Annotated in this window: 27 protein-coding genes and 9 pseudogenes; 14 read left to right on the top strand and 22 right to left on the bottom strand. The window is 71.0% G+C overall.

The window, feature by feature from the left end:
- Positions 1–156: 156 nt before the first annotated feature.
- The 4 genes and pseudogenes from ACRAWC_RS20580 to ACRAWC_RS20565 all read left to right on the top strand — a co-directional run bounded on the left by ACRAWC_RS20580 (position 157) and on the right by ACRAWC_RS20565 (position 2,487).
- A complete protein-coding gene (locus tag ACRAWC_RS20580) occupies positions 157–342 on the top strand; it encodes a hypothetical protein (protein ID WP_431349532.1) in 186 nt (61 codons plus the stop codon).
- Positions 326–658: a hypothetical protein gene (locus ACRAWC_RS20575; RefSeq protein WP_431349531.1), complete on the top strand. Its 333-nt coding sequence runs from the start codon at positions 326–328 to the stop codon at positions 656–658. The genes ACRAWC_RS20580 and ACRAWC_RS20575 overlap by 17 nt, the downstream gene beginning before the upstream one ends.
- Positions 655–957, top strand: a complete 303-nt coding sequence (locus tag ACRAWC_RS20570; protein ID WP_431349530.1) for an amino acid permease — start codon at positions 655–657, stop codon at positions 955–957. The genes ACRAWC_RS20575 and ACRAWC_RS20570 overlap by 4 nt, the downstream gene beginning before the upstream one ends.
- 826 nt (positions 958–1,783) lie before the next feature.
- A pseudogene (locus tag ACRAWC_RS20565) lies at positions 1,784–2,487 on the top strand (SDR family oxidoreductase).
- A 203-nt stretch (positions 2,488–2,690) separates the two neighbouring features.
- On the opposite strand, the gene ACRAWC_RS20560 reads toward ACRAWC_RS20565, so the two are convergent.
- The 3 genes and pseudogenes from ACRAWC_RS20560 to ACRAWC_RS20550 form a co-directional block, all read right to left on the bottom strand.
- Positions 2,691–3,158, bottom strand: coding sequence for an SRPBCC family protein (locus tag ACRAWC_RS20560; RefSeq protein ID WP_431245829.1), 468 nt, complete (start codon positions 3,156–3,158; stop codon positions 2,691–2,693).
- A gap of 286 nt (positions 3,159–3,444) precedes the next feature.
- On the bottom strand, positions 3,445–3,612 hold the full coding sequence (locus ACRAWC_RS20555) for a hypothetical protein (protein ID WP_431349529.1): 168 nt from the start codon (positions 3,610–3,612) through the stop codon (positions 3,445–3,447).
- 89 nt (positions 3,613–3,701) lie between these two features.
- A pseudogene (locus ACRAWC_RS20550) lies at positions 3,702–4,553 on the bottom strand (exodeoxyribonuclease III).
- Between the two features lie 119 nt (positions 4,554–4,672).
- Here ACRAWC_RS20550 and pyrE point away from each other — a divergent pair.
- From pyrE to ACRAWC_RS20535, 3 genes are all read left to right on the top strand, one after another.
- Positions 4,673–5,221 (top strand): orotate phosphoribosyltransferase, encoded by a 549-nt coding sequence (pyrE, locus tag ACRAWC_RS20545; RefSeq protein WP_064110095.1) that lies wholly within the window; start codon positions 4,673–4,675, stop codon positions 5,219–5,221.
- A 231-nt stretch (positions 5,222–5,452) separates the two neighbouring features.
- Positions 5,453–6,127, top strand: coding sequence for a hypothetical protein (locus ACRAWC_RS20540; protein WP_431349528.1), 675 nt, complete (start codon positions 5,453–5,455; stop codon positions 6,125–6,127).
- A 134-nt stretch (positions 6,128–6,261) separates the two neighbouring features.
- Positions 6,262–7,425, top strand: coding sequence for a hypothetical protein (locus tag ACRAWC_RS20535; protein ID WP_431349527.1), 1,164 nt, complete (start codon positions 6,262–6,264; stop codon positions 7,423–7,425).
- Positions 7,426–7,464: 39 nt separating this feature from the next.
- Here ACRAWC_RS20535 and ACRAWC_RS20530 read toward each other — a convergent pair.
- Both ACRAWC_RS20530 and ACRAWC_RS20525 read right to left on the bottom strand, forming a co-directional pair.
- Positions 7,465–7,911: pseudogene (locus ACRAWC_RS20530) on the bottom strand (DUF4303 domain-containing protein); the annotation flags it as partial.
- Between the two features lie 123 nt (positions 7,912–8,034).
- Positions 8,035–8,877, bottom strand: a pseudogene (locus ACRAWC_RS20525) (HAD-IIA family hydrolase).
- 70 nt (positions 8,878–8,947) lie between these two features.
- Between ACRAWC_RS20525 and ACRAWC_RS20520 the strand changes: the two are divergent.
- Positions 8,948–9,584 (top strand): annotated as a pseudogene (locus tag ACRAWC_RS20520) (TrmH family RNA methyltransferase).
- A 13-nt stretch (positions 9,585–9,597) separates the two neighbouring features.
- Here ACRAWC_RS20520 and ACRAWC_RS20515 read toward each other — a convergent pair.
- The 12 genes and pseudogenes from ACRAWC_RS20515 to ACRAWC_RS20460 form a co-directional block, all read right to left on the bottom strand.
- Complete coding sequence (locus tag ACRAWC_RS20515; RefSeq protein ID WP_431349526.1) at positions 9,598–9,939, bottom strand: DUF3052 family protein; 342 nt, start codon at positions 9,937–9,939, stop codon at positions 9,598–9,600.
- A 152-nt stretch (positions 9,940–10,091) separates the two neighbouring features.
- Positions 10,092–10,841, bottom strand: a complete 750-nt coding sequence (locus tag ACRAWC_RS20510) for a metallophosphoesterase (RefSeq protein WP_431349525.1) — start codon at positions 10,839–10,841, stop codon at positions 10,092–10,094.
- 131 nt (positions 10,842–10,972) lie between these two features.
- The gene (locus tag ACRAWC_RS20505; protein WP_431219154.1) at positions 10,973–11,137 is read right to left on the bottom strand and encodes a hypothetical protein; all 165 of its coding nucleotides are present in this window, start codon (positions 11,135–11,137) and stop codon (positions 10,973–10,975) included.
- Positions 11,138–11,372: 235 nt separating this feature from the next.
- The gene (locus tag ACRAWC_RS20500; RefSeq protein ID WP_431349964.1) at positions 11,373–11,864 is read right to left on the bottom strand and encodes a YhgE/Pip family protein; all 492 of its coding nucleotides are present in this window, start codon (positions 11,862–11,864) and stop codon (positions 11,373–11,375) included.
- Positions 11,861–11,980, bottom strand: a pseudogene (locus ACRAWC_RS20495) (hypothetical protein); the annotation flags it as partial. The pseudogene ACRAWC_RS20495 and the gene ACRAWC_RS20500, both read right to left, overlap by 4 nt.
- A gap of 311 nt (positions 11,981–12,291) precedes the next feature.
- Positions 12,292–12,459 carry a hypothetical protein gene (locus ACRAWC_RS20490; protein ID WP_431349963.1) on the bottom strand — a complete coding sequence of 56 codons (168 nt, stop codon included), beginning with the start codon at positions 12,457–12,459 and terminating at the stop codon, positions 12,292–12,294.
- Positions 12,460–12,465: 6 nt separating this feature from the next.
- Positions 12,466–12,531: pseudogene (locus ACRAWC_RS20485) on the bottom strand (hypothetical protein); the annotation flags it as partial.
- Positions 12,532–12,957: 426 nt separating this feature from the next.
- Positions 12,958–13,176 carry a hypothetical protein gene (locus ACRAWC_RS20480; protein ID WP_431349524.1) on the bottom strand — a complete coding sequence of 73 codons (219 nt, stop codon included), beginning with the start codon at positions 13,174–13,176 and terminating at the stop codon, positions 12,958–12,960.
- A gap of 97 nt (positions 13,177–13,273) precedes the next feature.
- Entirely contained in the window at positions 13,274–13,729 is a 456-nt protein-coding gene (locus ACRAWC_RS20475; protein WP_431349523.1) for a hypothetical protein, read from the bottom strand.
- Positions 13,669–13,923 carry a hypothetical protein gene (locus ACRAWC_RS20470; protein WP_431349522.1) on the bottom strand — a complete coding sequence of 85 codons (255 nt, stop codon included), beginning with the start codon at positions 13,921–13,923 and terminating at the stop codon, positions 13,669–13,671. The genes ACRAWC_RS20475 and ACRAWC_RS20470 overlap by 61 nt, the downstream gene beginning before the upstream one ends.
- A 39-nt stretch (positions 13,924–13,962) precedes the next feature.
- Positions 13,963–14,298, bottom strand: coding sequence for a hypothetical protein (locus tag ACRAWC_RS20465; protein ID WP_431349521.1), 336 nt, complete (start codon positions 14,296–14,298; stop codon positions 13,963–13,965).
- Positions 14,295–14,492: a TetR/AcrR family transcriptional regulator gene (locus ACRAWC_RS20460; RefSeq protein WP_431349962.1), complete on the bottom strand. Its 198-nt coding sequence runs from the start codon at positions 14,490–14,492 to the stop codon at positions 14,295–14,297. Before ACRAWC_RS20460 ends, ACRAWC_RS20465 begins: the two co-directional genes overlap by 4 nt.
- A 230-nt stretch (positions 14,493–14,722) precedes the next feature.
- Between ACRAWC_RS20460 and ACRAWC_RS20455 the strand changes: the two are divergent.
- A pseudogene (locus tag ACRAWC_RS20455) lies at positions 14,723–16,010 on the top strand (adenylosuccinate synthase).
- Here the strand turns inward: ACRAWC_RS20455 and ACRAWC_RS20450 are convergent.
- On the bottom strand, positions 15,992–17,161 hold the full coding sequence (locus tag ACRAWC_RS20450) for a GNAT family N-acetyltransferase (RefSeq protein ID WP_431349520.1): 1,170 nt from the start codon (positions 17,159–17,161) through the stop codon (positions 15,992–15,994). The pseudogene ACRAWC_RS20455 and the gene ACRAWC_RS20450 sit on opposite strands and share 19 nt — an antisense overlap.
- A 378-nt stretch (positions 17,162–17,539) precedes the next feature.
- On the opposite strand from ACRAWC_RS20450, the gene ACRAWC_RS20445 reads away from it, so the two are divergent.
- From ACRAWC_RS20445 to ACRAWC_RS20435, 3 genes are all read left to right on the top strand, one after another.
- Positions 17,540–17,695, top strand: a complete 156-nt coding sequence (locus ACRAWC_RS20445) for a hypothetical protein (RefSeq protein ID WP_431349519.1) — start codon at positions 17,540–17,542, stop codon at positions 17,693–17,695.
- A 59-nt stretch (positions 17,696–17,754) separates the two neighbouring features.
- Positions 17,755–18,795 (top strand): FAD-binding oxidoreductase, encoded by a 1,041-nt coding sequence (locus tag ACRAWC_RS20440; protein WP_431349518.1) that lies wholly within the window; start codon positions 17,755–17,757, stop codon positions 18,793–18,795.
- Positions 18,796–18,859: 64 nt separating this feature from the next.
- On the top strand, positions 18,860–19,093 hold the full coding sequence (locus ACRAWC_RS20435; RefSeq protein WP_431349517.1) for a BBE domain-containing protein: 234 nt from the start codon (positions 18,860–18,862) through the stop codon (positions 19,091–19,093).
- Between the two features lie 22 nt (positions 19,094–19,115).
- On the opposite strand, the gene ACRAWC_RS20430 is transcribed toward ACRAWC_RS20435, so the two are convergent.
- Positions 19,116–19,481, bottom strand: coding sequence for a hypothetical protein (locus ACRAWC_RS20430; protein ID WP_431349516.1), 366 nt, complete (start codon positions 19,479–19,481; stop codon positions 19,116–19,118).
- Between the two features lie 371 nt (positions 19,482–19,852).
- Here ACRAWC_RS20430 and ACRAWC_RS20425 point away from each other — a divergent pair, with 371 nt between their 5' ends.
- Positions 19,853–20,719 (top strand): carbon-nitrogen hydrolase family protein, encoded by an 867-nt coding sequence (locus tag ACRAWC_RS20425; RefSeq protein WP_431349515.1) that lies wholly within the window; start codon positions 19,853–19,855, stop codon positions 20,717–20,719.
- Positions 20,716–22,377 carry an APC family permease gene (locus ACRAWC_RS20420; protein WP_431349514.1) on the top strand — a complete coding sequence of 554 codons (1,662 nt, stop codon included), beginning with the start codon at positions 20,716–20,718 and terminating at the stop codon, positions 22,375–22,377. Before ACRAWC_RS20425 ends, ACRAWC_RS20420 begins: the two co-directional genes overlap by 4 nt.
- 89 nt (positions 22,378–22,466) lie before the next feature.
- Here ACRAWC_RS20420 and ACRAWC_RS20415 read toward each other — a convergent pair whose 3' ends face one another.
- From ACRAWC_RS20415 to ACRAWC_RS20405, 3 genes and pseudogenes are all read right to left on the bottom strand, one after another.
- Entirely contained in the window at positions 22,467–23,066 is a 600-nt protein-coding gene (locus ACRAWC_RS20415) for a hypothetical protein (RefSeq protein ID WP_431349513.1), read from the bottom strand.
- Positions 23,067–23,197: 131 nt separating this feature from the next.
- Entirely contained in the window at positions 23,198–23,416 is a 219-nt protein-coding gene (locus ACRAWC_RS20410) for an SDR family NAD(P)-dependent oxidoreductase (protein ID WP_431349512.1), read from the bottom strand.
- A 4-nt stretch (positions 23,417–23,420) separates the two neighbouring features.
- Positions 23,421–23,734 (bottom strand): annotated as a pseudogene (locus ACRAWC_RS20405) (chorismate mutase).
- Positions 23,735–23,736 lie beyond the last annotated feature (2 nt).

Below are 23,736 nucleotides of genomic sequence, written 5' to 3'. Positions count from 1 at the left end.
AGGGGAGCCGACCGTGAGCGATCCGTCATGGACCCAGGTGGTCAAGACCGTGGAGCCCGAGCAGCCGGAGCTGAAGCGGGCCCTCGGCCCGGGGCTGCTGCTCCTCTTCATCGTCGGCGACATCCGGGCACCGGGGTCTACGCGCTCACGGGGCAGGTGGCGGCGGAGGTCGGCGGCGCGGCCTGGCTGCCGTTCCTGCTCGCCTTCGCCGTAGCGACGGTGACCGCGTTCTCGTACCTCGAACTCGTCACCAAGTACCCGCAGGCCGCAGGCGCCGCGCTCGCACGCACAAGGCGTTCGGCATCCACTTCTTCACGTTCATCGTGTGCTTCATCGTCATGACGTCGGGCATCACGTCGGCGTCCACCGCCTCCGCGCGTTCGCGGTGAACCTGACGATCGGGTTCCGGCATCCCGGACGACAACCTGACGACCCTGCTGATCGCCCTCGCGTTCATCGTGCTGATCATGCTGGTCGCAACCTGCGCGGCGTCACCGAGAGCGTGTGGCTGAACGTCGTCCTCACCCTCGTCGAGCTGTCGGGTCTGCTGCTCGTCATCTTCATCGGGATGTGGGCGATCGCCGGCGGCAACGCCGACTGGTCACTGGGTCGTCGCCTTGCGAGACGCCCGAGGACAAGGGCGTCCTGCTCGCGGTGAGCACCGCGACGTCCCTGGCGTTCTTCGCGATGGTCGGGTTCGAGGACTCGGTCAACATGGCCGAGGAGACGAAGGATCCGAGCCGCATCTTCCCGAAGATGATGCTCAGCGGCCTCGGGATCGCGGCGGTCATCTACGTGCTCGTCTCGATCACCGTGGTGGCGCTCGTGCCGATCGGCCAGCTCGCCGGCAGCGAGACGCCGCTGGTGACCGCGGTGGAGGCGGCTGCGCCCGGCTTCCCGATCAACGACCTGCTGCCGTTCATCTCCATGTTCGCCGTCGCCAACTTACGGCCCTGATCAACATGATGATGGCCAGTCGCCTGCTCTACGGCATGAGCCGCCAGAAGGTGCTGCCGCCGTTCCTCGCCAAGGTCTCGCCCAATGCCGCACGCCGTGGACGGCCATCCTATTCACCTCCGCGCTCGCCGTCGGGCTCATCACCTACGTGTCGCTCGACCCGAAGGGGTTCGATCGTGGCGCTGCTCTGGAGGCACCACCTCCCTCCTCCTGCTCGCCGTCTTCGCGGTGGTGAACGTCGCCGGTGCTCGTGCTGCGCCGTCAGCCGGTCGACCGGCAAGCACTTCCGCTCGCCGGCAGCGCTGCCCATCATCGGCGCGATCACGCCTGTACCTGGTCTTCCCGTGGACGTCGGGGCGCCCGGCGGGCCAGTACGGCATCGCGCTCGGGCTGCTGCGCGATCGGCATCCTGCTCTGGGGTCGTCGAGCGCGTCTACGCGGCCGCGGCCAAGCGGCGCGGGGAGCGGACGGAGTCGGTGGAGTAGCGCCTATTCGTGGCCCGGGTCGCCGCGCCGTACGATCGTCGCCGGGTCCAGGTCGTCCTCCGGCAGGACCGGCACGTCACCGACGTCGTCGCCGGGCCGCCGCATTGTGAGCGCACGTTGGCGCCCGTCGAGATCCTCCTGCTTCGCCTCGGTCTCGCGCTCGCTCGACGGGCTGCACGCAGCGGTCCTTCGCCGTCTGGGCGGCGTCGCTCTGCTGGCCGTCGGGTTCGTCCGGTGTGGCGTTCATTGCGAGGGACGGTGCGCGCAGAACCCGGCGCGCTCAAGCCTGACCAGCGCGGCCGCCGGGTGTTGCGTGGGAGGCACACGAATGGAGGCTATGGATGTCTTTTCCTGAGCAGCAGCAGCAGCCGCCCGGCGAGACCGGAGGCGATGAACCTGCGGCCGGACCACGGCGAGAAGAGCTACGTCGGCAGCGGCAAGCTGACCAGCAAAGTTGCCCTCATCACCGGCGGGGACAGCGGCATCGGCAAGGCGGTGGCGATCGCGTACGCACGCGAGGCGCGGATGCCGCCATCTCGTACCTCGACGAGGACGACGACGCGGAGGACACCGCCAAATGGGTCCGGGAGGCCGGCCGGAAGGCGCTCCTGCTGCGCGGCGACGTCTCAGACCCGCAGCACTGCCGCGACCTGGTCGCTCGGACCGTCGAGGAGCTCGGCGGCCTGGATGTGCTCGTCAGCAACGCGGCCTACCAGATGACCTCGCCGAGTCGCTGGAGGAGATCCCGGACGAGGAGTGGGACCACACGATCGCCACGAACATCTCCGGCGTTCTTCCACCTGACCAAGGCGGCCGCGTTCCGCACCTGAAGCCGGGAGCGAGCATCATCGGCTCGTCGTCGGTGAACTCGGACATGCCGTCGCCCACCCTCCTGCCGTACGCGGCGACCAAGGCGGCCATCGCCAATATGACCGCGTCGCTGGCGCAGCTGCTCGGCGAAAAGGGTATTCGGGCGAACAGCGTCGCGCCGGGACCGATCTGGACGCCGCTGATCCCCTCGACCATGCCGGCAACGAGAAGGTGACGCAGTTCGGCAGCGACACCCGCTCGGCCGGGCCGGTCAGCCCGCCGAGCTGGCGCTCGTCTACGTGCTGCTCGCCAGCGACGACGGCTCGTACATCTCGGTGTGCGCGCGTCGCGTGACGGGCGGTCGCCCCGTCCTCTGACCCGGCGCGCGACAGCGGCGCCCGGTGCGATGCACCGGGGCCGTCGTCATGAGGGGACGGATCAGACCGTCTCGCCGCGGTCCACCTCGCCGCGCCAGGCGCCGGTCTCGATGCCCTCGGACTCGATGAACTTCTTGAAGTTCTCGAGGTCCTTCTTCACGGCGTGGTCGTCGAGGCCGAACACCGAGCCGATCTTCTCGAGGGCGTCCGACGGCGCCCACTCGAGCTGAACCGTGACCTTGGTCTCGGCGTCCGAGAGGCGGTGGAACGTGACGACCCCCGCGTGCTCCGTGTCGCCGGCGACCGACTTCCACGCCACGCGCTCGTCGGGGAGCTGCTCGGTGATGACGGTGTCGAACTGACGCTCCGCGCCGCCGATCTTCACGCGCCAGTGGTTGGTGGTGTCATCGACCTGGGTGATCTCCTCGACCTCGTCGAGGAAGTGCGGGAAGGACTCGAACTGGGTCCACTGGTTGTACGCGGTAGTCACGGGTACGTTCACGTCGATGGACTGGGTCACTGCAGCCATATCGGCTCCTTTCGTCGTCATCTCTTGTCGAGCCCGACGGTAGGCCGTGGTCGGGATGGAGTAGGGCCTGGATTTCCCAGGCGGATCGTGGAACGTGCCGGGCGGCCTCCTCAGAAGGTCGCGCCGGGCACGCCCGAGATCCACGAGCGCCGCTCCGCCCGCCCAGACTCCAAGGGCGAGCAGGATGCCCACGATCGGCACCCAGAAGCTGATCCGGCGCAGAACGAGCAGCACGATCGCGACGATCACCGCGTTATCAGCGTGAGCGGCCGCGCCGCGGGGCCGATCAGCGCGATGAAGAAGCCGATCCCATCCGCCCGGTGTCGCAGGCGGTGCCCGAGCCGCACGGGTCGCTGGCGAAGACGAGGAAGAAGGCGGCGAACGTCAGGACGGCGGCCACCACCACGCCGACGACGAGCAGCACGATCGAGGTGACGAGGTCCCAGACGATCACCAGGCGCCGGGCGGTTGCAGCGCCGGCCGGCGCAGGCGCCGCCGGATAGCCCGGTGGCGGGAGTCGTGACCCATGAGCGGGCTCTCCTGTCAGCCGAAGATCATCGGGCGGTCGTCGTCGTCCTCCGCCGGGGCGTCGGACGAGAGCTCGACGAGCACCGGAACGTGGTCGCTGGGCGCGTCGCCCTTGCGCTCGTTGCGGTGGATGCTCGCGCTGACGACGCGGTCGGCGAACGCGCGCGAGCCGAGGATGAAGTCGATGCGGAGGCCCTCGTTGCGCGGGAACCGGAGCTGCTTGTAGTCCCAGTAGGTGTAGCCGTCGGGCACGAGGGGCCGCACGACGTCGGTCAGCCCCGCCTTCTCGAAGGCAGCGAACGCCGTGCGCTCGGGCGGCAGAGATGTGCGTCGACAGCCCGGGCACGAGGCTCGGGTCGCCGACGTCGGAGGTCGAGCAGGGCGACGTTCCAGTCGCCCATCAGCGCGAGCTGCAGCTGCGGGTCGTCGGTCAGCCAGCGGTGGGTGTCGGCCGCCAGCGCAGCGAGCCAGTCGAGCTTGTAGATGTAGTGCGGGTCGGCGAGGGAGCGTCCGTTCGGCACGTACAGGCTCCACAGGCGGAGACCGTCGACCGTCGCGCCGATCGCTCGCGCCTCCTTCGGCAGGTCGGGGCCGTCGTGGTCTTTGAGGAAGCCCGGCATGTCGGGGAAGCCGACCTCGACATCCTGGATCGGCAGCCGGCTCGCGATCGCCACGCCGTTCCACTGGTTGAGACCGTGCAGCACGACCTCGTAGCCGGCGGCCTCGAACGCGGCGAAGGGGAACTGCTCGGGCTTGCACTTGATCTCCTGCATGGCGAGCACATCCACGTCTTCGCGCACCATCCAGTCGACGACCCGGGTCACCGCGGGTGCGGATCGAGTTGACATTCCAGGCGGCGACGCGCATGCCCTGATCGTATCGGCCGTCGCCGACGTCGCCCGAGCCGAGCCATCGTTCTGTGGAGCGCTCAAGGGGCTGTGGAGAACTCCCGGTCGGTCCGGCGTTCCCCTCTAGAACTCAGGGATGTGACCGACGCACGACAGCAGCTCATCGACTACATCGCCGCCGAGGCGGTCTTCCACGGCGACTTCACGCTGACCAGCGGCAAGAAGGCCAGCTACTACGTCGATCTGCGCAAGGTCAGCCTCGACCACCGCGTCGCACCGCTCATCGGGCAGGTCATGATCGACCTCATCCGCGACGTCCCCGACGTCGTGGCGGTCGGCGGCATGACGATGGGCGCCGACCCGGTCGCCGCGGCCATCCTGCATCAGGGTGCAGCGCAGGGCCTGGCGTACGACGCCTTCGTCGTGCGCAAGGAGCCCAAGGACCACGGCCGCGGCAAGCAGGTCGAGGGCCCGGATCTGGCCGGCAAGCGCGTCATCGTGCTGGAGGACACGTCCACGACCGGCGGCTCGCCGCTGAAGGCCATCGAGGCGCTGAAGAAGGTGGGCGCCGAGATCGCCGCGGTCGCCGTGGTCGTCGACCGCGACACCGGTGCGCGCGAGGTCATCGAGGGCGCGGGCTACCCGTACTTCGCCGCCATCGGCCTGAAGGACCTGGGGCTGGCGTAGTGTCCGGCGAGCGCGGGAGGGGCGCCGGGGACGACGAACGCCCGGACGACGACGCTCCGGCGGAGCCCGAGTTCGGCAGCTCGGACTGGCTGCTCCAGCAGTTGACCGGCGGCCGGCGGATCGAGCGGTCGGCGAGAGCCGGCGGCGCCCGTCGCCCCGTCGCGGAGGAGCCGCCGGCGCCTCCGGCCGCTGAGCCGGCGGCCCCGGAGCCCGTGGTGATTGAGCCCGTCCGTGCGGAACCGCCTGCGGCCGAGCCTGCAGCAGTTCCCCGCGCAGCCGCATGCGGGCAGTGATGCCGGGGCGTTCGACGACCTGCTGAAGGTCGAGGACGAGACGCCGGCCGAGGTGCAGCCGGCGTCGGAGTTCCCGGTCTCGTTCTCGTGGAATCTGACTCCCGGGGCAGGCGGAGATCCGCTCGTGCCCGAGGCGGCGCCCGAGCCGGAGCCGCAGCCGGAGCTGGAGCAGCCGCAGGAGAGCGTGCCGCGGCCGGTGGCGGAGCCTGTCGCGCCTGCCGCGGCTGTGGATGAGACTCCGGCGCCTGCACCGGCGCCCGTGCCCGTGCCCGTGCCCGTCGAGCATTCCTCTGTGGAGGCCGCCCCCGAACCGGAACCGGAACCGGAACCGGAGCCGATCGCGCCCTCGCCCGCCTCCTGGGTCATCCCGGCGCCCGAACCCGAGGCGCCCGCCGAGCCGGAGCCGCCGCGCACGATCTTCGACCCGTTGCCCGCCGCCCCGCCCGAGCCCGAGCAGAGCCACGGGTTCGCCGCGCTGCTCGGCCTTCGGCGAGCCGGAGCCCAGCGCTCCGTCCGGCCGGTCGGTCATCGGCGACACCACGAGCGTCATCCCCATCGTCCCCTCAGCCCTGAACCCGTCGACCTCGGCGTTCGAGGCGCCGAGCACCCGTGAGCCGGCCCCGCCGGTGCTCCCGCCGGTGGATGCGGAGGCTCTGGTCGAACCGACCACCGACACCCCGACGCAGGCGCTGGACGCCGCCGAGATCGCGGCACTGCTGCGAGCGGGACGCGAGGGAGCCGGAGGTCGTGCTGCCCTCGCAGCCCGCCATCCCGGCCGCCGAGGCCGAACTGGCCCTCGGCGCCGCGCCGTCGCCGGCGACGAGCCCCATCGACGCGGAGAGCATCGCGGCCGCGTCGTCTCCCGAGCCGTTCGACGCCGCACCGGCGGACGCCGAGCCGGGTGAGACGGACGAGCACGAGGCGGACGGCCTGGCCGCGCTCTTCGGAGACGTCGGCGAGGAGCAGGAAGTCCACGAGCCCGAGCCCGAGGACGAGGCCGAGGCCGAGGATGACCGCTTCCGCCCCGAGCCGGAGCCTGCGGCCGACCTCGAGGGCCCGCAGCTGCCCGCGACCGTGGCCTTCTCCCTGCCTCCGACCGCTGCAGAGGACTCCCGAGACACTCGATCGGTCACGGCCGCACCGCACCGCCCGTCTCTCACCCCGCTGGCTACCGGCGCCGCCGCGGTTCCCGCGCCCACGGCTGAGCTCCCACCGGTGACCGCGACGGCAGCCCCGGCACCCGCCGCACCCGCCGCATCCGCCGCACCCGCAGTGCCGGCCGCACCCGCCGGGCCTGTGCCGCCGCAGGGCACGGGCGGCTCGGGCCTCTGGGGAAACCGCAACAACCGCATCCTGTTGCTGGCCCTCAGCGCCCTCGCCGTCGTGCTGGTGCTGATCGGCCTGTTCGCGCTCGGCACGCGCATCCCCTCGCTCGTCGGCGGGCAGAAGCCCGCACCGCAGCCGACGACCGTGCCCACCGCGACCGCGGCGAAGGCGTCCGCGAGCCCGACGCCCGCCCCCGTCCCCACGGTGACGCCGAAGCCCGCCGCGGCCGTCGGCCCGGGCGTCCACCCGTGGGATGCGCTCGGCGGCGGGGAGTGCATTCAGCCCCTTCACCTCCGTCTGGGCCGAGGAGTTCACCGTGGTGGACTGCGCCGCGCCGCACACCGCCCAGCTGCTGTACACGAACGTGCTCTCCGCCGACCCGGCCGCGCCCTACCCCGGTGCGGATGCGCTGGCCCAGCAGATGCCCGGGGTGTGCACGGCCGGCGGCATCGTCGACCTGCGCCGCCGCGGGCGCTTACCCCGACCTGCAGGTCATCGGCTCGTATCCGGCGACCGAGCAGCAGTGGAAGGACGGCCAGCGGTCGTACTACTGCTTCGCGAACCGCTCCAGCGGGCAGCCGCTGACCTCGTCGGTCGCCGGTCCCGGTCCGTCCTGAACCGCGGCTACTCGTCCCGCGCCGACAGGGCGTCCGCCTCGTAGCGCACCAGCGCGCTCGGCGGGTTCAGCCGCCGCGCCGACTCGATCGCGTCGCGCGGTCGCTCGTGCGCGGGCATCGTGACGTTCACGACGACCGTGTCGCGCCGCGCTCCGGTGCCGAAGAAGCCCTCCGCATCGAGGTCCGCGAGCGCGCCGACCATCGCCTCGAACAGCGACTCGTTCTCCTCCCGGGAACGGTCGTACGGGTCGCCCACCCGTTCGAAGAGCGGCTCGAGCTCGGCGAAGGCTTCGTCGCCGAAGAGGTCGTACGGCGACGCGTTGACGGCCCACCGGAGCGCGTCCGCATCCACCCCGACGCCGTCGGCACGGTGCTCCTCGACGGCGCGCAGCAGCCCCTGCTCCGAGCACGCCGTGGGGGCAGGCCGGTGCGCCACCGGCGACGTCCACAGCCCGAAGTAGTGAAGTCGTCAGCGGATGCTCCTCGCGCAACGCGTCCACGCGGTGCGCGCGCGCCAGGCGATCGCCGATCGGATGTGCGCGAAGTCGTCCATCGTCCATCCCCCGGCCGCGCGGCCTCAGAGCTCGGTCTCGAGCGGCTCCCGCGCGAGCAGCTGGTCCACGCCGCTCAGCACCTCGTCCGGGCGGAACGGGTGCCGCTCGATCTCGGCGCGGTCGCTGATGCCGGTGAGCACGAGGACGGTGTGAAAGACCGGCCTCGATGCCCGCAACGACATCCGTGTCCATCCGGTCGCCGATCATCGCCGTGTTCTCGGAGTGCGCGCCGATGCGGTTCTATCGCCGAGCGGAACATCATCGGGTTCGGCTTGCCGACCACGTACGGGTCGCGGCCGGTGGCCTTGGTGATCAGGGCGGTGACCGCTCCTCGTCGCCGGCGGCGAAGGCCTTCGGCGCTCGGGCCCGTCGGGTCGGGGTTCGCGGAGATGAAGCGCGCGCCCTTGCCGACATCGGGCGGGATCGCTCTTGCGTGATCGCGTCGAAGCGGAGAAGCCGCGCGCCCGCCGACGACCACGTAGTCCGGGTTCGTGTCGGTCATGATGAAGCCGGCCTCGTGCAGCGCGGTCGCCGTGAGCCCCGCCTCGCCGATGACGTAGGCGCTGCCGCCGGGCATCTGCGACTTGAGGAAGTCCGCGGTGGCGAGGGCAGACGTCCAGATCGACTCCTCGGGCACATCCAGCCCGGAGGTGCGCAGGCGCGCCGCCGGGTCGCGCGGGGTGAAGATCGAGTTGTTCGTCAGCACCAGGAACGGCGTTCCCTGGTCGCGCCGCTGCTGGATGAGGTCCGACGCCCCGGGGAGCGCCTGGTTCTCGTGCACGAGAACGCCGTCCATCGTCGGTGAGCCAGCACTCGATCTCGTCGCGACGCGTCGCGCTTGGACTCCTTTTCGCCGGGAATCGGATGCGTCCAGCTTAGGGGCCGGGGCCGTGCAGCGGTGAGGGCCCGGCGCGCCCGGTGGATACGCTGGAGGGCGTGGACGAGACGCCGAACCCGACGCACGAGCTGACCAACGAACGGCGTCGGACCCTGGCCGAGGCGACTGGCCGGACGACCCGCGCTACGACGCCGAACTGCTCCGGCACGTGCGACACCCGCAACGTGATCGACCGCTACCGGTACTGGAGCATGGAGGCGATCGTCGCCGATCTCGACGAACACCGGCACCCGTTCCACGTGGCCATCGAGAACTGGCAGCACGACATGAACATCGGGTCGATCGTGCGCAGCGCGAACGCTTTCGCCGCCGACACCGTCCACATCATCGGCCGCCGCCGCTGGAACAACGGGGCGCCATGGTGACCGACCGCTACCAGCACGTCGTGCACCACGACGACGTCGACGGGTTCGTGGCGTGGGCGCGCGGCGAGGGACTGCCGGTGATCGCGATCGACAACGTCCCCGGATCGGTCGGGATCGAGACCTTCGCGCTCCCGCGGGGTGCGTGCTGCTGTTCGGGCAGGAGGGACCCGGGCTGTCGGCGGCGGCGCTGGAGGCGGCGGATGCGGTGGTCGAGATCGCCCAGTTCGGCTCCACGCGGTCGATCAACGCGTCGGCTGCGGCGGCGATCGCCATGCACACCTGGATCACACAGCACGTCCCCTTCGGCTGAGGGCAGCGCTGGGTCAGCGGTTCGTGCGCCGCCAGACGAGCTTGAGGCCGGACCAGTCGGTGTCGACGGCGGCGACCTTCACGTCGACGAGGCCGCGTAAGAGGGCCGCATCGCGGATGACGTTCTCGTTCAGGTCGCTCACGTGCCCGGCCGCCTTCCGCGGCCATGCCGCCCACAGCATCCCGTCGGGGCGGATGCGCTCGCCCAGGTCGTCGAGCTCCGCGAGGAACGCGTCGGCCGACCGGTAGAACGCCAGGATGCAGCCCGCCGGCCCAGCGTCGGTCCACTCCACCTCCGGACCGTCGTCGAGCGGGATGCGCCACCCGGCGTCGGCGTGGAGCACCTGCGCGCGCATCCCGGGCTTGAGGCCCAGTTTCTTCCAGAGCGGGGTGCCGGGAGTAGCCGGAGTCGGGGCTCATCCGCGCCACCCCGCATCGTCGGCGATCCGCCGGATTGCGGCCGCATCCAGGTCGTACACCGTGGCACCGTCGTCGGGCGCGGGCGCCGTCACCAGCTCGGCGCGCGCCGGTCCGTCGGCGGGGAGCCGCACCCAGGCGAAGCCCGCGCCGCGCACGGCCCGCTCGCGCGGAGGCGGCCACGGCACGTCGGTCGTGGCTTCGCGACGGCAGGCGCCACGACGACCGGGATGCCCCCAGGACCGGCCTCGGTCACCAGCCCGTGGTGGAAGTGCCCTGCCAGGATGAGCCGCACATCCCCTGCGCTGCACACGTCGAGCAGCGGCTCCGGGTCGACCAGCCGCAGCGGCTCGAACAGCACAGTGCTCGGCGGGACCGGAGGATGGTGCAGCGCGACGACGGTGCCGTGCTCGGCAGGCTGGGACAGCACCTCGCGCAGGCGCTCGAGCTGCGCATCCGACACCCGGCCGTAGCCGGCGCCCGGCACGCTGGTGTCGACGGTGACGACGCGGAAACCGCGGATCTCCGTCACGGTCTCGGGCGCGCCGAGCACCTCCTGGAAGCCGTCGGCGAGGTCGTGGTTGCCCATCGCGTAGACCACCCGGGCCCCGCGCTGCTCCGCCCAGGGGTCGAGGGTCGCCTTGAGCCGGCGGTACGAAGCGGCCGTGCCGTCGTCGGAGAGGTCGCCGCTGGCGACCACCACATCCACCTCGGCCAGGCTGCCCGCCCGGGCCAGCACGCGGTCGAGCCCGGCCAGCGTGTCGACGATGCCGTAGTGCAGCCGTCCGTCGCCGTACAGGTGCGTGTCGGAGAGGTGCAGGATGCGCAGCGTATCGGTCACGCCGCCACCCTAGCGCCGGCCACCGTCGCTCCCGCCGTCGCCGCGGCGGGCGGGCGTCCGCGGCGACGAGTGGTGACTCGTGGCTCGAATCCCGGCCGAGTGGTGACCAGATGTCGCCACTCGCGGCGGCGTCACTCGGTGTCGAGCGCCTCGATGAGGGAGTCGACCGCGGTGATCAGGTTGTGCAGCGCCTGGCGCTCGATCGAATCCTCGGGGAGCTTCTGGATGTCGTAGCTCGCGGCACTCGCCGCCTGTCGCGCCTGCGCGAGAGCCGCCTGGACCTCGAGATCGGCCATGGTCCGTCCTCCTGTCGATCGGTGCTGGTGGGCGTCACACTATCGCCAGCGGGTGCCCGCCCACCAGGGGTGCCCCGCGCTATCCGATCAGCGAGGGCCGCAGGTCTGCGCAGGGTGCGGAAGTGCGTCATCCGGGTGACGCCGATCGCGGCGAGGAGCAGCGCGATCAGCATCCACAGGGCGAGCACTCCCGCATCCGCCCACGCCGTCGCGGGGTTGCCGCCGTACATGGCTGCTAGCGGATGCCGTCAACGGCGTACGACATGGGCAGCGCATGGTGCAGCGCGGCGAGCGGCCCGGGCAGCGTCTGCCACGGGAACGTCCCGCCCGCGGTCACCAGCTGCAGCACCATGAGCACGAGGCCGAGGAACCGCCCGACGCTGCCGAGCCAGACGTTCAGGGTGAGGATGATCGCGGCGAAGGTGACGGACGCCAGTCCCATCATCCCGAACATCCCGAGCGGATCGTCGATGCGGAAGCCGAGCGCACCGGCGACGATCGCGAACAGCCCGATCATCTGGATGGCACCCAGCAGGCCCGGCGTGAGCCAGCCCGCGAGCGTGATCTTGATCGGCGAATGCAGTGCCGTATCGCGCGGCGCGAGACGGGCTTCACGATGAGGAACAGCGCGTAGATGCCGATCCACGCCGCGAGCGCCACGCAAGAAGGGCGCGAGGCCGGCGCCGTACGTGCCCGCCGAGGTGATCGAGTCGTTCTTCAGGTTCACCGGGTCGGCGATGGTCGACGCCTGCTTCTTCTGCAGTGCGGGGGAGTTGTCCGGGATGCGGTCCACGCCCGACTGAGGCCGTCGCGCAGCTGAACGGTTCCGTCGTGCAGGGTGGTGAGCCCATCCCGAAGCTGTGCGGCGCCGGTCGCGGGCGGAGGAGGCGCCGGACGCCAGCTGCGACGCCCCGGCCGCGGCCTGCTGCGACCCCGTTCGCGACCTGCGACGCGCCGGCCGCGGCTTGCCGCGACCCGTCCGCGACCTGGAGGCGCCGCTCGCGACCTGGTCCGCGCCCGACGACAGCTGGTGGATCTGGCCGACCGCCCCCTGGATCCGCCCGTTCGCCGCCTGGGCCTTGGTGTCGAGGTCGCCGAGCACCGCCTTCACCTGCGCGAGCTGCCCGGGCGTCGCCCGGCGGCGGTGAGCCGGTTCAGAAGGTCCTGCTGTGCAGGCCGGCGCGGCCGTGGCGATCTGCTGCGCGGCCGCCGGAGGCCTGGTCGGCCTGTGCCGCCAGCTGACGGTTGCCGGCCGCCACCTGGGCGGCGCCGTCGCTGACCTGCTGCGCACCGGAGGCGAGCTCGCCGAGCTTGCTCGACAGCTGCTGCGATCCGGATGCCAGCTCGCCCAGCTTGCCCGCGAGCTCCTGTGAACCGGAGGCAAGCTGCGCCGTTCCGTCCGCGAGCTGGGCGGCGCCCTGACTGGGCGGACGCGCTCCCGTCGACGAGCTCGTTCGCGCCGTCGACGGCGGTCACCAGGTTCGAGCGGATGTCGGCGAGCCTCGATGAGGAACTGCTTCGCCGCCTGCTCGTTCACCTGTTTGACGATGGAGGTGCCGGATCTTCTCCGCTGCCTGGGTGCCGATGGTGGAGGCGAGGTAGCTGTTCGTGTCGTTCGTGGTCAGCGTCAGCTGCATCGCGCGGTGCGGGGAGCGCTGCCGAGGCGCAGACGCCAGCGCGGAGGAGAAGTCCTTCGGGAAGGTGATGCTGAAGTCGTACTTGGAGTCGTCGACGCCGCGCGCCGCGGAGCCCGAGGCGACGCGGTGCCCACTGGAACGAACCGTCCTTCACCAGCTGCTCCGCCACGTCGTCGCCGTAGTTCACCGGCGAACCGTCGACCGTCGCGCCGGTGGCTCGTCGACGACGATGGCGTGCGTGAGATGCAGGTCGAGGTTGGGCGTACGGGTTCTGGTTCGCCCACAGGTACAGGCCGCCGTAGCAGCACCGGAACAGCGCATCAGGGCGATGAGCGCCACGATGGACATGGGGCTGGCGGTCAGGCGGCGGAACTCCGCCGCGATCGTCTGCAGGATCTTCATGCGCCATCCTCGGTGGGGTCGGTGACGTAGGGGTCGGTGACGTAGGGGTCGGTGACGTAGGGGTCGGTGACGATCAGGTCCGAGGAGATCGTCGGTGTCATCCCGGCCGGGGTCTTCGTCGAAGGTCTGAGGTCCGGTCTCGTCCATGCGCTGCGAAACCAGGGAGGCGGCGATGTGGCCGCGGCGGAGGCGTCCCCCGCCACGACGAGCACCGCGATGCCGCGACCTGCGAGCTCTCGGGCGAGCCGCCACCGCTCGACAGGGTCGCCGCTGTGGCGGTCGAGGCGACGACGCAGCTGAGACCGTCCGCGCCCTTCCGCAGCAGCGCCAGCTCGGCGAGCAGGCGGATGCGGACGGTCGGCGGCACGGTGCCGATCGCGTATCGCGCCCATTCGGACGCGTTCAGCTCGCGCAGCATCCGGCTGACCGCGAGGGGATGCGAGGCCCGTAGCCGGCGAACATGAGGCTCCTCGGCCACGATGCCCGAGACGGTCACGTCGGCGGTGGGCTCCGAGACGTCGGGCGCGTCGATGAGGGCGATCCGTCGGCGCATCGCGCCGTAGTCGGTCGTGCCGTCGAGGTGACGCTGCCGTCGTCGGGCCGCATCCGCCCGGACGCGATCGGCCCGAGCACGGTCGGCCGCTGCTCGGTCTCGGCGCGCGCGAGGGAGGCGCGCCCGCTCTCGAAGGCGGCGGAGGTCGCCGGCAGGGCCGCTCCCTTGGCCACCTGGTCGAGGACGACCTTCATCGACGGCTCCCCTCGTCCGCGCCGCCGACGGGCGCGCCGTCACGGGTGCCGGCGTCCCGTGCCGAACGCCAGCTCGGGGGTGAATGCGATCAGCTCTCCGGCCTCGCGCCATCCCATCCCCGCGGCTCCGAGCCCCGCCAGCATGACCAGCCGGTGGCCGGCCTCGGGCGTCAGCCCGGCGCGGGTGGCCTCGTCGAGCACCGACACGGCCGCGTTCTCGATGAGCCGGGTGACCGTCTCGCGGTCGAGGTCGGTCCGGATGCGGCCGGACTCCATCCCGCGCCGCACCGTATCGCGCAGGCGCTCGCGCGCCGGGTCGAGCGCGGTGCCCACCAGCTGGCGGTGCGGACCGCGCACGGCCAGGGCCGCGCTCACCCGGACGTGCTCGACTTCGGCCCACAGCGTCGCGCCGAAGAGGGCGATCTCGACCAGGGGTCGGGATGCGACACCGGGTCGAGCAGCGCCGCGAGCCGTCGAGCGCCGCGCGTGAAGACTTCGACGAGGAGCTCGTCACGCGTGGCGAAGTGGCCGTAGACGGCGCGACGGCTGAGACCGGCGCGCGCGGCGATGCTCTCGAGAGAGGCGTCGATGTCCTCGTTCAGGGCGACGGCGGCCGCAGCGAGGATCGCCTCGCGGTTCGCGGTGGCGTCGCGGCGCGGTGCGCGGTGGTCGAAGTGGGCACGCGTCCAGTGTACGCCCTTCTTGCACGCTCGTGTGCAACTTCATGGGTCGCGATAGGATCGAGTGCAACGGTCGTCACGCGTGGCGCCGGGCGTTCCATCCATCGAGAGGACTCAACGTGCCCGCGATCGTGATCATCGGCGCCCAGTGGGGCGACGAAGGCAAAGGCAAGGCGACCGACGTCCTGGTTAGCCGCATCGACTACGTCGTCGAGTTCAGCGGCGGCAACAACGCCGGGCAGCACGGTCGTCGTCGGCGACGAGAGTACGCGCTGCACCTGCTGCCCTCCGGCATCCTGACCGAGGGCGTCACGCCGGTCATCGCGAACGGCGTGGTCGTCGACATCGAGGTGCTCTTCGAAGAGCTGGATGCGCTCATCGCGCGCGGCGTCGACGTCTCCGTCTCAAGGTGAGCTCCAACGCGCACGTCATCACCTCGTACCACCGCACCATCGACAAGGTGACCGAGCGTTTCCTCGGCAAGCGCCAGATCGGCACCACCGGCCGCGGCATCGGCCCCACCTACGCCGACAAGATCAACCGCGTGGGCATCCGCATCCAGGACCTCTTCGACGAGAACATCCTGCGCCAGAAGGTGGAGGGCGCCCTCGACCAGAAGAACCACCTCCTGGTGAAGGTCTACAACCGCCGCGCCATCACGGTCGAGCGAGGTCGTCGAGCAGCTGCTCACCTACGCCGAGGCGCCTGCGTCCCATGGTCGTCGACAGCTCGCTGCTGCTCAACCAGGCGCTGGAGGAGGGCAAGTACGTGCTCTTCGAGGGCGGCCAGGCGACCATGCTGGATGTGGACCACGGCACGTACCCGTTCGTCACCTCCTCCAACTCCACCGCCGGCGGTGCGGCGACCGGCTCCGGCATCGGCCCGAACCGCATCGACCGCGTGATCGGCATCGTCAAGGCGTACACCACGCGCGTCGGCGCGGGTCCGTTCCCCACCGAGCTGTTCGACGAGTGGGGCGAGTTCCTGCGCGAGCGCGGCTTCGAGTTCGGCACCACGACCGGCCGCCCGCGGCGAACCGGCTGGTACGACGCGCCGGTCGCCCGGTACACCGCGCGCATCAACGGCGTCACCGACTTCGTGCTGACCAAGCTCGACACGCTCACCGGCATCGAGCGCATCCCGGTGGCAGTGGCCTACGACGTCGACGGCGTGCGTCACGACGAAGTGCCCGCCTCGCAGAGCGACTTCCACCACGCGAAGCCGATCTACGAGGAGTTCCCCGGCTGGACGGAGGACATCTCGGGCGCGCGCACGTTCGACGACCTCCCGAAGAACGCGCAGGACTACGTGCTCGCCCTCGAGGGCCTCTCGGGCGCCCGTATCTCCGCGATCGGTGTGGGCCCCGCCCGCGACCAGATCGTGGTGCGTCACGACCTGATCGACTGAGTCCGGCCGATCGAGTGGTGACTCGGTGCTCGAATTCGGGCCGAGTTGCGACATGATGTCACCACTCGGCAGGATGGGGCGGGCCGGGGCCGCGCGCCAGCGCGCCCGCGGGGCCGCGGCGTGGGATGTGCGGCTAGAACCAGGTGCTGAGCCGCGGGGGCACCGCCGTGCGGAACAGCCGGTCGAGCGCATCCACGTCGCCCTCGATCCGGCCCGCGATGGCGAGGCCGCGCGCGGCGTCGTGTCCGAGGTAGACCGCGCCCAGCGAGGCGACCGGCAGCGTCACGTCGGGCGCATCCTCCGTCGCCACCACCTCGGCCTGGCCGCCGCGCACCGTCAGACGGAAGCGGCCGGCCGCGAGCCCGAGATCGTCGCGCACGTCGAGCACCAGGTGAGCCGTCGCGCTCGTACGTGCGCGCCTGGAGAGCGGCCGGAACGTCGAGGATGCGCACCCAGAGGTGGTCCTGCACGTCGGTGACCTTGGCGCCGCGGATGTCGGAGACCAGCGCGGGCAGCGGCTCGTCGACGCCGCGCGTCCACACCTTCACGGTCGCCACCAGGTCGAGCTCGAGCAGGAAGCGCCACAGCGCGGTGAGCGCCTCGTCGGTCGCCGCCGCGAGGTAGCCGACCTCGATCGTGTGCCGGGTGAAGTCGTCGTCGCCCTTGACCGTGTACGACACGAAGCCCTCCGGCTCGCCCGTGGGGGAGTCGTAGCGCACGAGACGGTACTTGTCCGCGTCGGGGTCGCCCTTCAGCGGCCCGATCAGGCGGTGGGCCAGGTACGGCTCCAGCCCGATCTCGCCCGCACGGGCGGCCATGGCCTCGAGCACGGCCTCGCCGGTCTCGCGGTAGTCCTCCGGGTCGGTGAAGGACAGGCGGCCCGGGGTCTCGGCGCCGGCCCAGCGCACGCGCTTGGTGTCGATCGACCACGCGGTCGTGTAGGTAGCCGGTCCGAAACCCCAGCGCCCGTAGATGACCGACTCCGAGACGGTCAGGATGGCCAGCGGGACGCCCAGCGCGTGCGCGGTGCGCAGCTCCGATCCGAGCAGTGCCCGCGCGATACCGCGGCGGCGGTGCGTCGGGGCGACGGTCACCGAGCTGATCGCCCACGCGCCGACGCGGCCGCCGCCGGGGACGGTCAGGGGCGCCACCCACGAGTTGACCGTGCCGACCGGCTCGCGCGCCGGGACGGCGTCGTCGTAGTACGGCGGCGGTCCGGCGGCCGCCCAGGTAGCCGCCGCGCCTCCTCCAGCACCTCCTCCTTCGGCCGACCGCCGTGGAACCCACGGAAGTCGGCGCGGATCCAGCCGTCGAAGGCGGCCGGGTCCGTCGTGTCGACGAGGCCAGGCGGAGTCCGCCCGCGGAGAGGTCGCGCTCGGAGGTCGGGTCGATGGGCTGGGTGAGGAAGTCCATCCCCTCACCGTATCGGGAGGCACGCCACCCCGTCAGGCGGCCGGACATCCGATCGCGATCGCCGTCATGATGCGGTGCCGTCCGTCGTCTGAAGAGATAACAGGACGGAGATCATCGTGGACAGAAGAACTCTCGTGCGCACCGGGCTCGGCGCAGCGGTCGGCGTCGGTCTGGGCGTGGCGGCACGGCCGGCGGGCGCCGGTGCGGTCGCTTCAGCTCAGCCGGACCTCGAGGCGCTGCGTCGATCCTCTCGCCGGCCGCCCGGCTGCTGACACCGGGACAGGCCGAATACGAGACGGTCGCCCCGCCGTTCAACCGCCAGTTCTCGTCCGTGCGCCCGCTGGCGATCGTCATGGTCGGCATCCTCGACGACATCCGTGCGTCGGTCCGCTGGGCGGCGGGCAACGGCGTTCCGGTCACGCCGCGCTCGAACCTCGGGCACAACTACGCCGGGTACTCCTCGACCACCGGGCTGCTCCTGGTCATGTCGCAGCTGACCGGTGTCTCCTGGTACCCGGGCGAGCCCTCCGAGCGCGTCGCGTATTCGACGGGCACGCTGCACAGGAACGCCGGACAGCTCGTCGTGGAGGCCGGCGTGACCAATGGCCTGCTGCACCCGAATCTCGAGCTCGGCAACATCCTCCTGCCGACCGGCCGGTGCTCGAGCGTCGGCGTCGCCGGACTGGTGCTGGGCGGCGGGATCGGCTTCAGCGACAAGATGGCGGGCCTGACCTGCGACCGGCTGACGGCGACCACGATCGTCACGGCCGACGGCGAATGGATCACGTGCGACGCCACGACCAACGCCGACCTGTTCTGGGCCGTCCGCGGGGGCGCGGGCGACAACTTCGGCATCCACTTCGACTTCACGTTCGATTACGACAAGTACTACGGGACGGTCGCGTACTACCGCTTCCGATGGAGTCTCGATTCGGCGATCCCTGCGGTCTCGGCGCTGCAGCGAGCGTGTGCGGAGGGATTCAGCGACCGGCGCCTCCACATGCGCATCGGGATCGAGACGAGCGGCGCGACGTCGCAGCAGGTGCGCGCGAACAGTGCGGTGACGGCCACGGGCCAGTTCTACGGGAGTGCGAGCGAACTCACGAAGCTGCTCGGTGCCGCTCTCGCGGTCGGCACCGTGAGCGAACGATCGCAGAACGCGGCATCCGTGCGCGATGTCACCCTCGCTGAGGCGAGCGTTCTCCTCAACGAGGACGTCGCTCCAGGGCCGTTCACCGGGGCGTCGACGGTTCTGGCGGCGCCGCTCTCGGATGACGAGTCGACGCCGTCTGCGAGCACGTGCTTGCCTGGCCGGGAAGCTCCAGCCCGTACGGGGTCGATATCGCCCTGTTCGCCCTCGGGGGAGCGGTGAGCGACGTCCCCCGGAGGCGACCGCGTTCGTCCATAGGAGCGCGCTGTTCATCGCCCAGTTCAACGTGAACTGGGCCGAGAACGACCCGCCCTCTTCGTTGGAGAGTCACCGCCACTGGCTTGACGGGCTGACCGGGAGGCTGCCGCGGACGCGCGCGTATCAGAACTTCCCCGATCCGTATCTCGACGATGCCCAGCAGGCGTACTACGGCGGCAACTACGCCCGGCTGCGCGCGGTGAAGTCCGCGTATGACCCGGGATCGTTCTTCGGCTACCCGCAGGGAGTGCGTCCGCAGTGACACCGCCGCTCGTGGTCGTCGGTCAGACCGCTTCGACCATGATGCGGGCGTAGTCCATCAGCCACTGCTGCTCGGTCTCCGGGCTGAGGTCGCCGGTGAGCACGTCGACGCCGTAGCCGTCTTCGAGCGCGATGAAACTGCGGGCGAGCACGTCCGCGGGCTGCAGCAGACGGAACCGCCCCGACTCCTCGCACGCCCGCAGCACCCGTTCGTACAGTGCGGCCTGGCGCGCGATGAGGACGCCGTTCTCGGCGGCGGCCGCCGGGTTGCGTAGCACGATCGGCGTCAGCTCGTACAGGATGCGGCTGGTCTCGGCCGCGCGACCGAGGCCACGGGATGCCGGACGCGATGCACTCGGCGAGCTTCTCCTCGGGAGTGGGCGCCGCATCCACCCGGGCCTCGCGATGCGTGCAGTACTCGTCGCTGCCCTGCGCGAAGACGGCAGTGTAGAGCTCGCGCACGTCGGGGTAGTAGTACAGCACGGAGGCGGAGGTGAGCCCCGCCTCCTTGGCGATGTCCGCCAGGCGGAGTTCGCTGGACCCGTGAGCGAGCATGGCGCTGGACGCCGCGGCGATCAGCTGCTCGCGCCGGCGGGTCTGCTCCTTGGGCCGTGCCATACCTCCGATCGTCGCACACCGCACGCCGCCGGTTGACACGCTCGCGATTCTTTATATAAATTGCGTTTAATTTACTCGACGGCCGCTACGGCCATGACGGAACCCGGTTGATGATGACCCGCCCGCTCTCCCTCGCACTCTGGTGCAGGCACCGACGGCACCCTCGACGACATCGGAGCCTTCGCCTCCCACCTCGAACGCCTCACCCGCATCCACACCGACACCCACCTCTTCGTGCACCCCGAGCTGCACCTCACCGGCCTCGGCGACGCGTCGCCGGCGCGAGACGGCCGAGCGCATCGACGCGCTCGCCGAGCCGCTCGACGGCCCGCGTGACCGGGCGCTCGCAGCGCTCGCCGGCGACCTCGGCGTGTGGCTGGTGCCCGGCAGCTTCTACGAGCGCGGGGAGGACGGCCGTGTCTACAACACGACGGCCGCCTACTCGCCCGAGGGCCGGCGCGCCGCCTCCTACCGCAAGGTCTTCCCGTGGCGGCCGTACGAGACCGTCGCCGCCGGAGACGAGTTCGTCGTCTTCGACATGGACGGCTTCAGGCGCATCGGGCTCTCCATCTGCTACGACGCCTGGTTCCCCGAGCACAGCCGTCACCTGGCGTGGATGGGCGCCGAGCTCATCCTGAACCTGGTGCAGACGCCGACCTCCGACCGGGCGCAGGAGGAGACGATCGCCAAGGCGAACGCCATCGTGAACCAGGTCTTCGTGGCCAGCGTCAACGCCGCCGCGCCGAACGGTCTCGGTCGCAGCCTCCTCGCCGACCCGCAGGGCCGCGTGCGCGTCGAGTCGGCCAGCTCGGAGAGCACCGTGCTCTCCGACGTGATCGACCTCGACGAGGTCGCCGCAGTGCGCCGATACGGCAGCGGAGGTGTGACCCGCCCCTGGCGGCAGTACGAAGGCGAGGTCTCGAACCTCGAGCTCCCGCTGTACGAGGGTCGCCTCGCGTCGTCGCGCTGGACCCCGACCGTCGCGAGCACCGCGGAGGTGACCGCATGAGCGCCACGTCGCCGCGCCTGAGCGCCAAGCTCTCGCTCTCCTCCATCGTGCTGTTCGGCGTCGCTTACATGTCCCCGGCGATCGTCATGCTGACCTTCGGCGTCATCGCCGGAGCCAGCAACGGCACCACCCCGACGGCCTACATCATCGCCGCCGCCGCCATGTCGTTGACCGCCCTCAGCTACGGCAAGATGGCGCGGATCTACCCCGCATCGGGCTCCGCGTACACCTACGCCCGGCGGACCATCGACCCGCACGTCGGCTTCCTGGTGGGATGGGCGATCCTGCTCGACTACTTCTTCCTGCCGATGGTGGCGTGGCTCATCCAGTCGGTGTACCTCAACGCGCAGTTCCCGGGCGTCCCGGTCTGGGTCTGGCTGCTGATCAACATCGTGGTGACGACGATCGTCAACGGCCTGGGGATCGTGCTCGCCGACCGGGTCAACAAGACGCTGATGACGCTGACCGGCCTGGGTATCGCCGCCTTCGTGGTGCTCTGCATCGGCCACCTGTCGGCGGCTCCGCCGGCCTCGTTCACCGCTCCGCTCTGGAACGACAGCACCACCATCGCCGCGGTCTCCGGAGGAGCGGCCATCGCGGCGTACTCGTTCCTCGGGTTCGACGCGATCAGCACTCTCAGTGAGGAGACCGTCAACCCGGAGCGCAACATCCCGCGCGGCATCTTCCTCGCCGTGATCATCGGCGGTCTAATCTTCGTGATCGTCTCGTACGTCATGCAGCTGGTCCACCCGGGCGGCAGCTTCGAGGACTCATCCACCGCCTCGTACGCCATGTCCGTGCTCGTCGGTGGGAAGGTCTTCGCCGATATCGTCAACCTGGTCGTCATCGTGGGCGGCTTCGCGTCGGCCATGGCCATCCAGGCCAGCACGAGCCGCCTCATGTACGTGATGGGACGTGACGGGGTGCTTCCTCGCGGGTTCTTCGGCCGGCTGAACGCCCGGTTCAACACTCCGCTGCTCAACCTCATCCTGATCGGTGCGGTCGCAATGCTGGGTCTCGGTCTGTCGCTCGACACGGCGACGTCGTTCATCAACTTCGGCGCGTTCCTCACGTTCACGATGGTGAACGTGTGCGTCGTCGTGCACTTCGTCCGCCAGTGGCGGCGACGGCAGCGGCTGTCCCGTCGTCAGGTACGCCGTGCTGCCGATCATCGGCGCCGCGGTCGACCTCTATCTGTTGACCCAGCTCGGCCCCATCCGCACTCTGGCTCGGGATCGGGTGGCTCGTCATCGGCGTCGTCTACCTGGCGGTGCTCACGCGCGGCTTCCGGCGCACTCCGCCGGAGATGCACGTGGAGGAGCGGGCCGAGCAGGAGGAGACGCCGGCGGTCCGCTAGCGTTGAGAGCATGAAGGTGCGCGGTCTCATCCAGAGCAGCGAGACGCGGGAGCTCACCGCCGAAGCGGACGACGCGGAGTCGGCGCGGGCGCTGATCGAGGAGCAAGTGCCCGAGGGGTTCGACCTCGTGCAGGTGCACAACGCCATGCCTCGCGGCGGCCGGGTCATCGCGAAGGCACTCATCCGGCCAGCGGCCGTGCGCGAGATCGAGGCGGAGGGCGCCGACTACGCGTCGGCCCGCGACGCCCTCCGTGCCGCGGTCCCGGCCGACCACCGGCTGCTCTCCATCGTCGTCGCCTGAGCCCCAGCCGACGAAGCCGACAATTCCTGAGTAATTCGGGCCCGCGAGCACGATCGCCCCGAGTCACTCAGGAATTACTGCCGAGGGCGTCAGGGGAGCGGGAACGGCTGGCCGGCGGCGGCCTCGAGGCGGGGCCACAGGCGCGCGCCCTGGCGCGGCGATCGGGAGGCGCGCGTCGCGGCGGCGTGCACGGGGGCGCCCTTCGTCCGGAGCGCCGGGCCGAGGTAGTCCCCTCCGCTGACGGAGGGGTCGAGCACCGCGCGGACGGGCACGTGCGCACCGGCGTCCTTGCCCTGCGTCCATGCCGCCTGCAGGTTGTCCGCGAAACGCTTCACCCGCGACGGGTGATTCACCCCGCGGATGCCGGGCGTGCGCCCCGAGGTCGAGTAGCCCGGATGCACGACGACGCTCGCGACGTCGGATCCGGCGGCACGGAGGCGGCGATCGAGTTCGAACCCGAACACCTGCGCCGCGATCTTCGAGCCGGAGTACGCCCGCCACGACGTGTACCCGCGCTCGAGTTGCAGGTCGTCGAGGCGGAGGCGGCCCAGCCGGCTGGCCAGCGATCCGAGGGTGACGATGCGGGCCGAAGGTGCGCCGGGCGCACCAGACGCACCAGACGCACCGGCCAGTGCCGGGAGCGCCCGCGCGACCAGCCGGAAGTGCCCCAGCACGTTCGTCGACAGCACGAGCTCGTTCCCGTACTCGTCCGTCTGACGCGTGCGCGGCGAGGTGAACGATGCCTGCGTTCAGCACCAGCGCATCCACCCGGTCCGGGCGAGCAGCGCGTCGGCCGCCGCGTCGATCGAGCGCCGGTCCGTCACATCCAGCAGCAGCCCTCGACGGAGGCGCCCCGGACCCGGCGGCGGATGGCCGACACGGCCGCTTCCGCGCGCTCCGGGTCGCGGCAGGCCAGCACCACGTGGGCGCCGGCGCCCGCCAGCTGCTCGGCCGTGAAGTAGCCGACTCCGGCGTTCGCGCCCGTGACGACGACCGTCCGGCCGTGGGCGTCGGGCAGCGCCGTGGCATCCCAGCCCATCCGGTTACTTGCCGTTCCCGCCGGCGATGCGCTCGTGGTGGTGGATGACCTCCGCGATGATGAAGGTCAGGAACTTCTCTGCGAAGGCCGGATCGAGGTGGCTCTCCTCGGCCAGGGCTCGCAGCCGCTGGATCTGCCCTGCTCGCGCTCCGGGTCGGCCGGCGGCGGTCCGTGCGCCGCCTTCAGGGCGCCCACCTGCTGCGTGAACTTGAACCGCTCCGCGAGCATGTGGATGACCGCCGCGTCGATGTTGTCGATGCTCTGGCGGATGCTGTGCAGCTGCTCGAGCGCGGCCGCCTCCTCGCTGTTCTGGGGCATGT

This window comes from Leifsonia sp. L25 (assembly GCF_050632895.1).
This window is presented reverse-complemented; position numbering and strand designations above follow the sequence as displayed.

What these genes read in the sequence shown, in the direction of transcription:
- ACRAWC_RS20560 (WP_431245829.1), bottom strand. Translation starts at nt 3,158, where the DNA reads ATGGCTGCAGTGACCCAGTCCATCGACGTGAACGTACCCGTGACTACC.
- ACRAWC_RS20515 (WP_431349526.1), bottom strand. Translation starts at nt 9,939, where the DNA reads ATGCGCGCGCAGGTGCTCCACGCCGACGCCGGGTGGCGCATCCCGCTC.
- ACRAWC_RS20505 (WP_431219154.1), bottom strand. Translation starts at nt 11,137, where the DNA reads ATGGCCGATCTCGAGGTCCAGGCGGCTCTCGCGCAGGCGCGACAGGCG.
- ACRAWC_RS20480 (WP_431349524.1), bottom strand. Translation starts at nt 13,176, where the DNA reads ATGAAGATCCTGCAGACGATCGCGGCGGAGTTCCGCCGCCTGACCGCC.
- ACRAWC_RS20475 (WP_431349523.1), bottom strand. Translation starts at nt 13,729, where the DNA reads ATGCGCCGACGGATCGCCCTCATCGACGCGCCCGACGTCTCGGAGCCC.
- ACRAWC_RS20470 (WP_431349522.1), bottom strand. Translation starts at nt 13,923, where the DNA reads ATGAAGGTCGTCCTCGACCAGGTGGCCAAGGGAGCGGCCCTGCCGGCG.
- ACRAWC_RS20430 (WP_431349516.1), bottom strand. Translation starts at nt 19,481, where the DNA reads ATGCGGCGCCCACTCCCGAGGAGAAGCTCGCCGAGTGCATCGCGTCCG.
- ACRAWC_RS20420 (WP_431349514.1), top strand. Translation starts at nt 20,716, where the DNA reads ATGAGCGCCACGTCGCCGCGCCTGAGCGCCAAGCTCTCGCTCTCCTCC.
- ACRAWC_RS20410 (WP_431349512.1), bottom strand. Translation starts at nt 23,416, where the DNA reads ATGGGCTGGGATGCCACGGCGCTGCCCGACGCCCACGGCCGGACGGTC.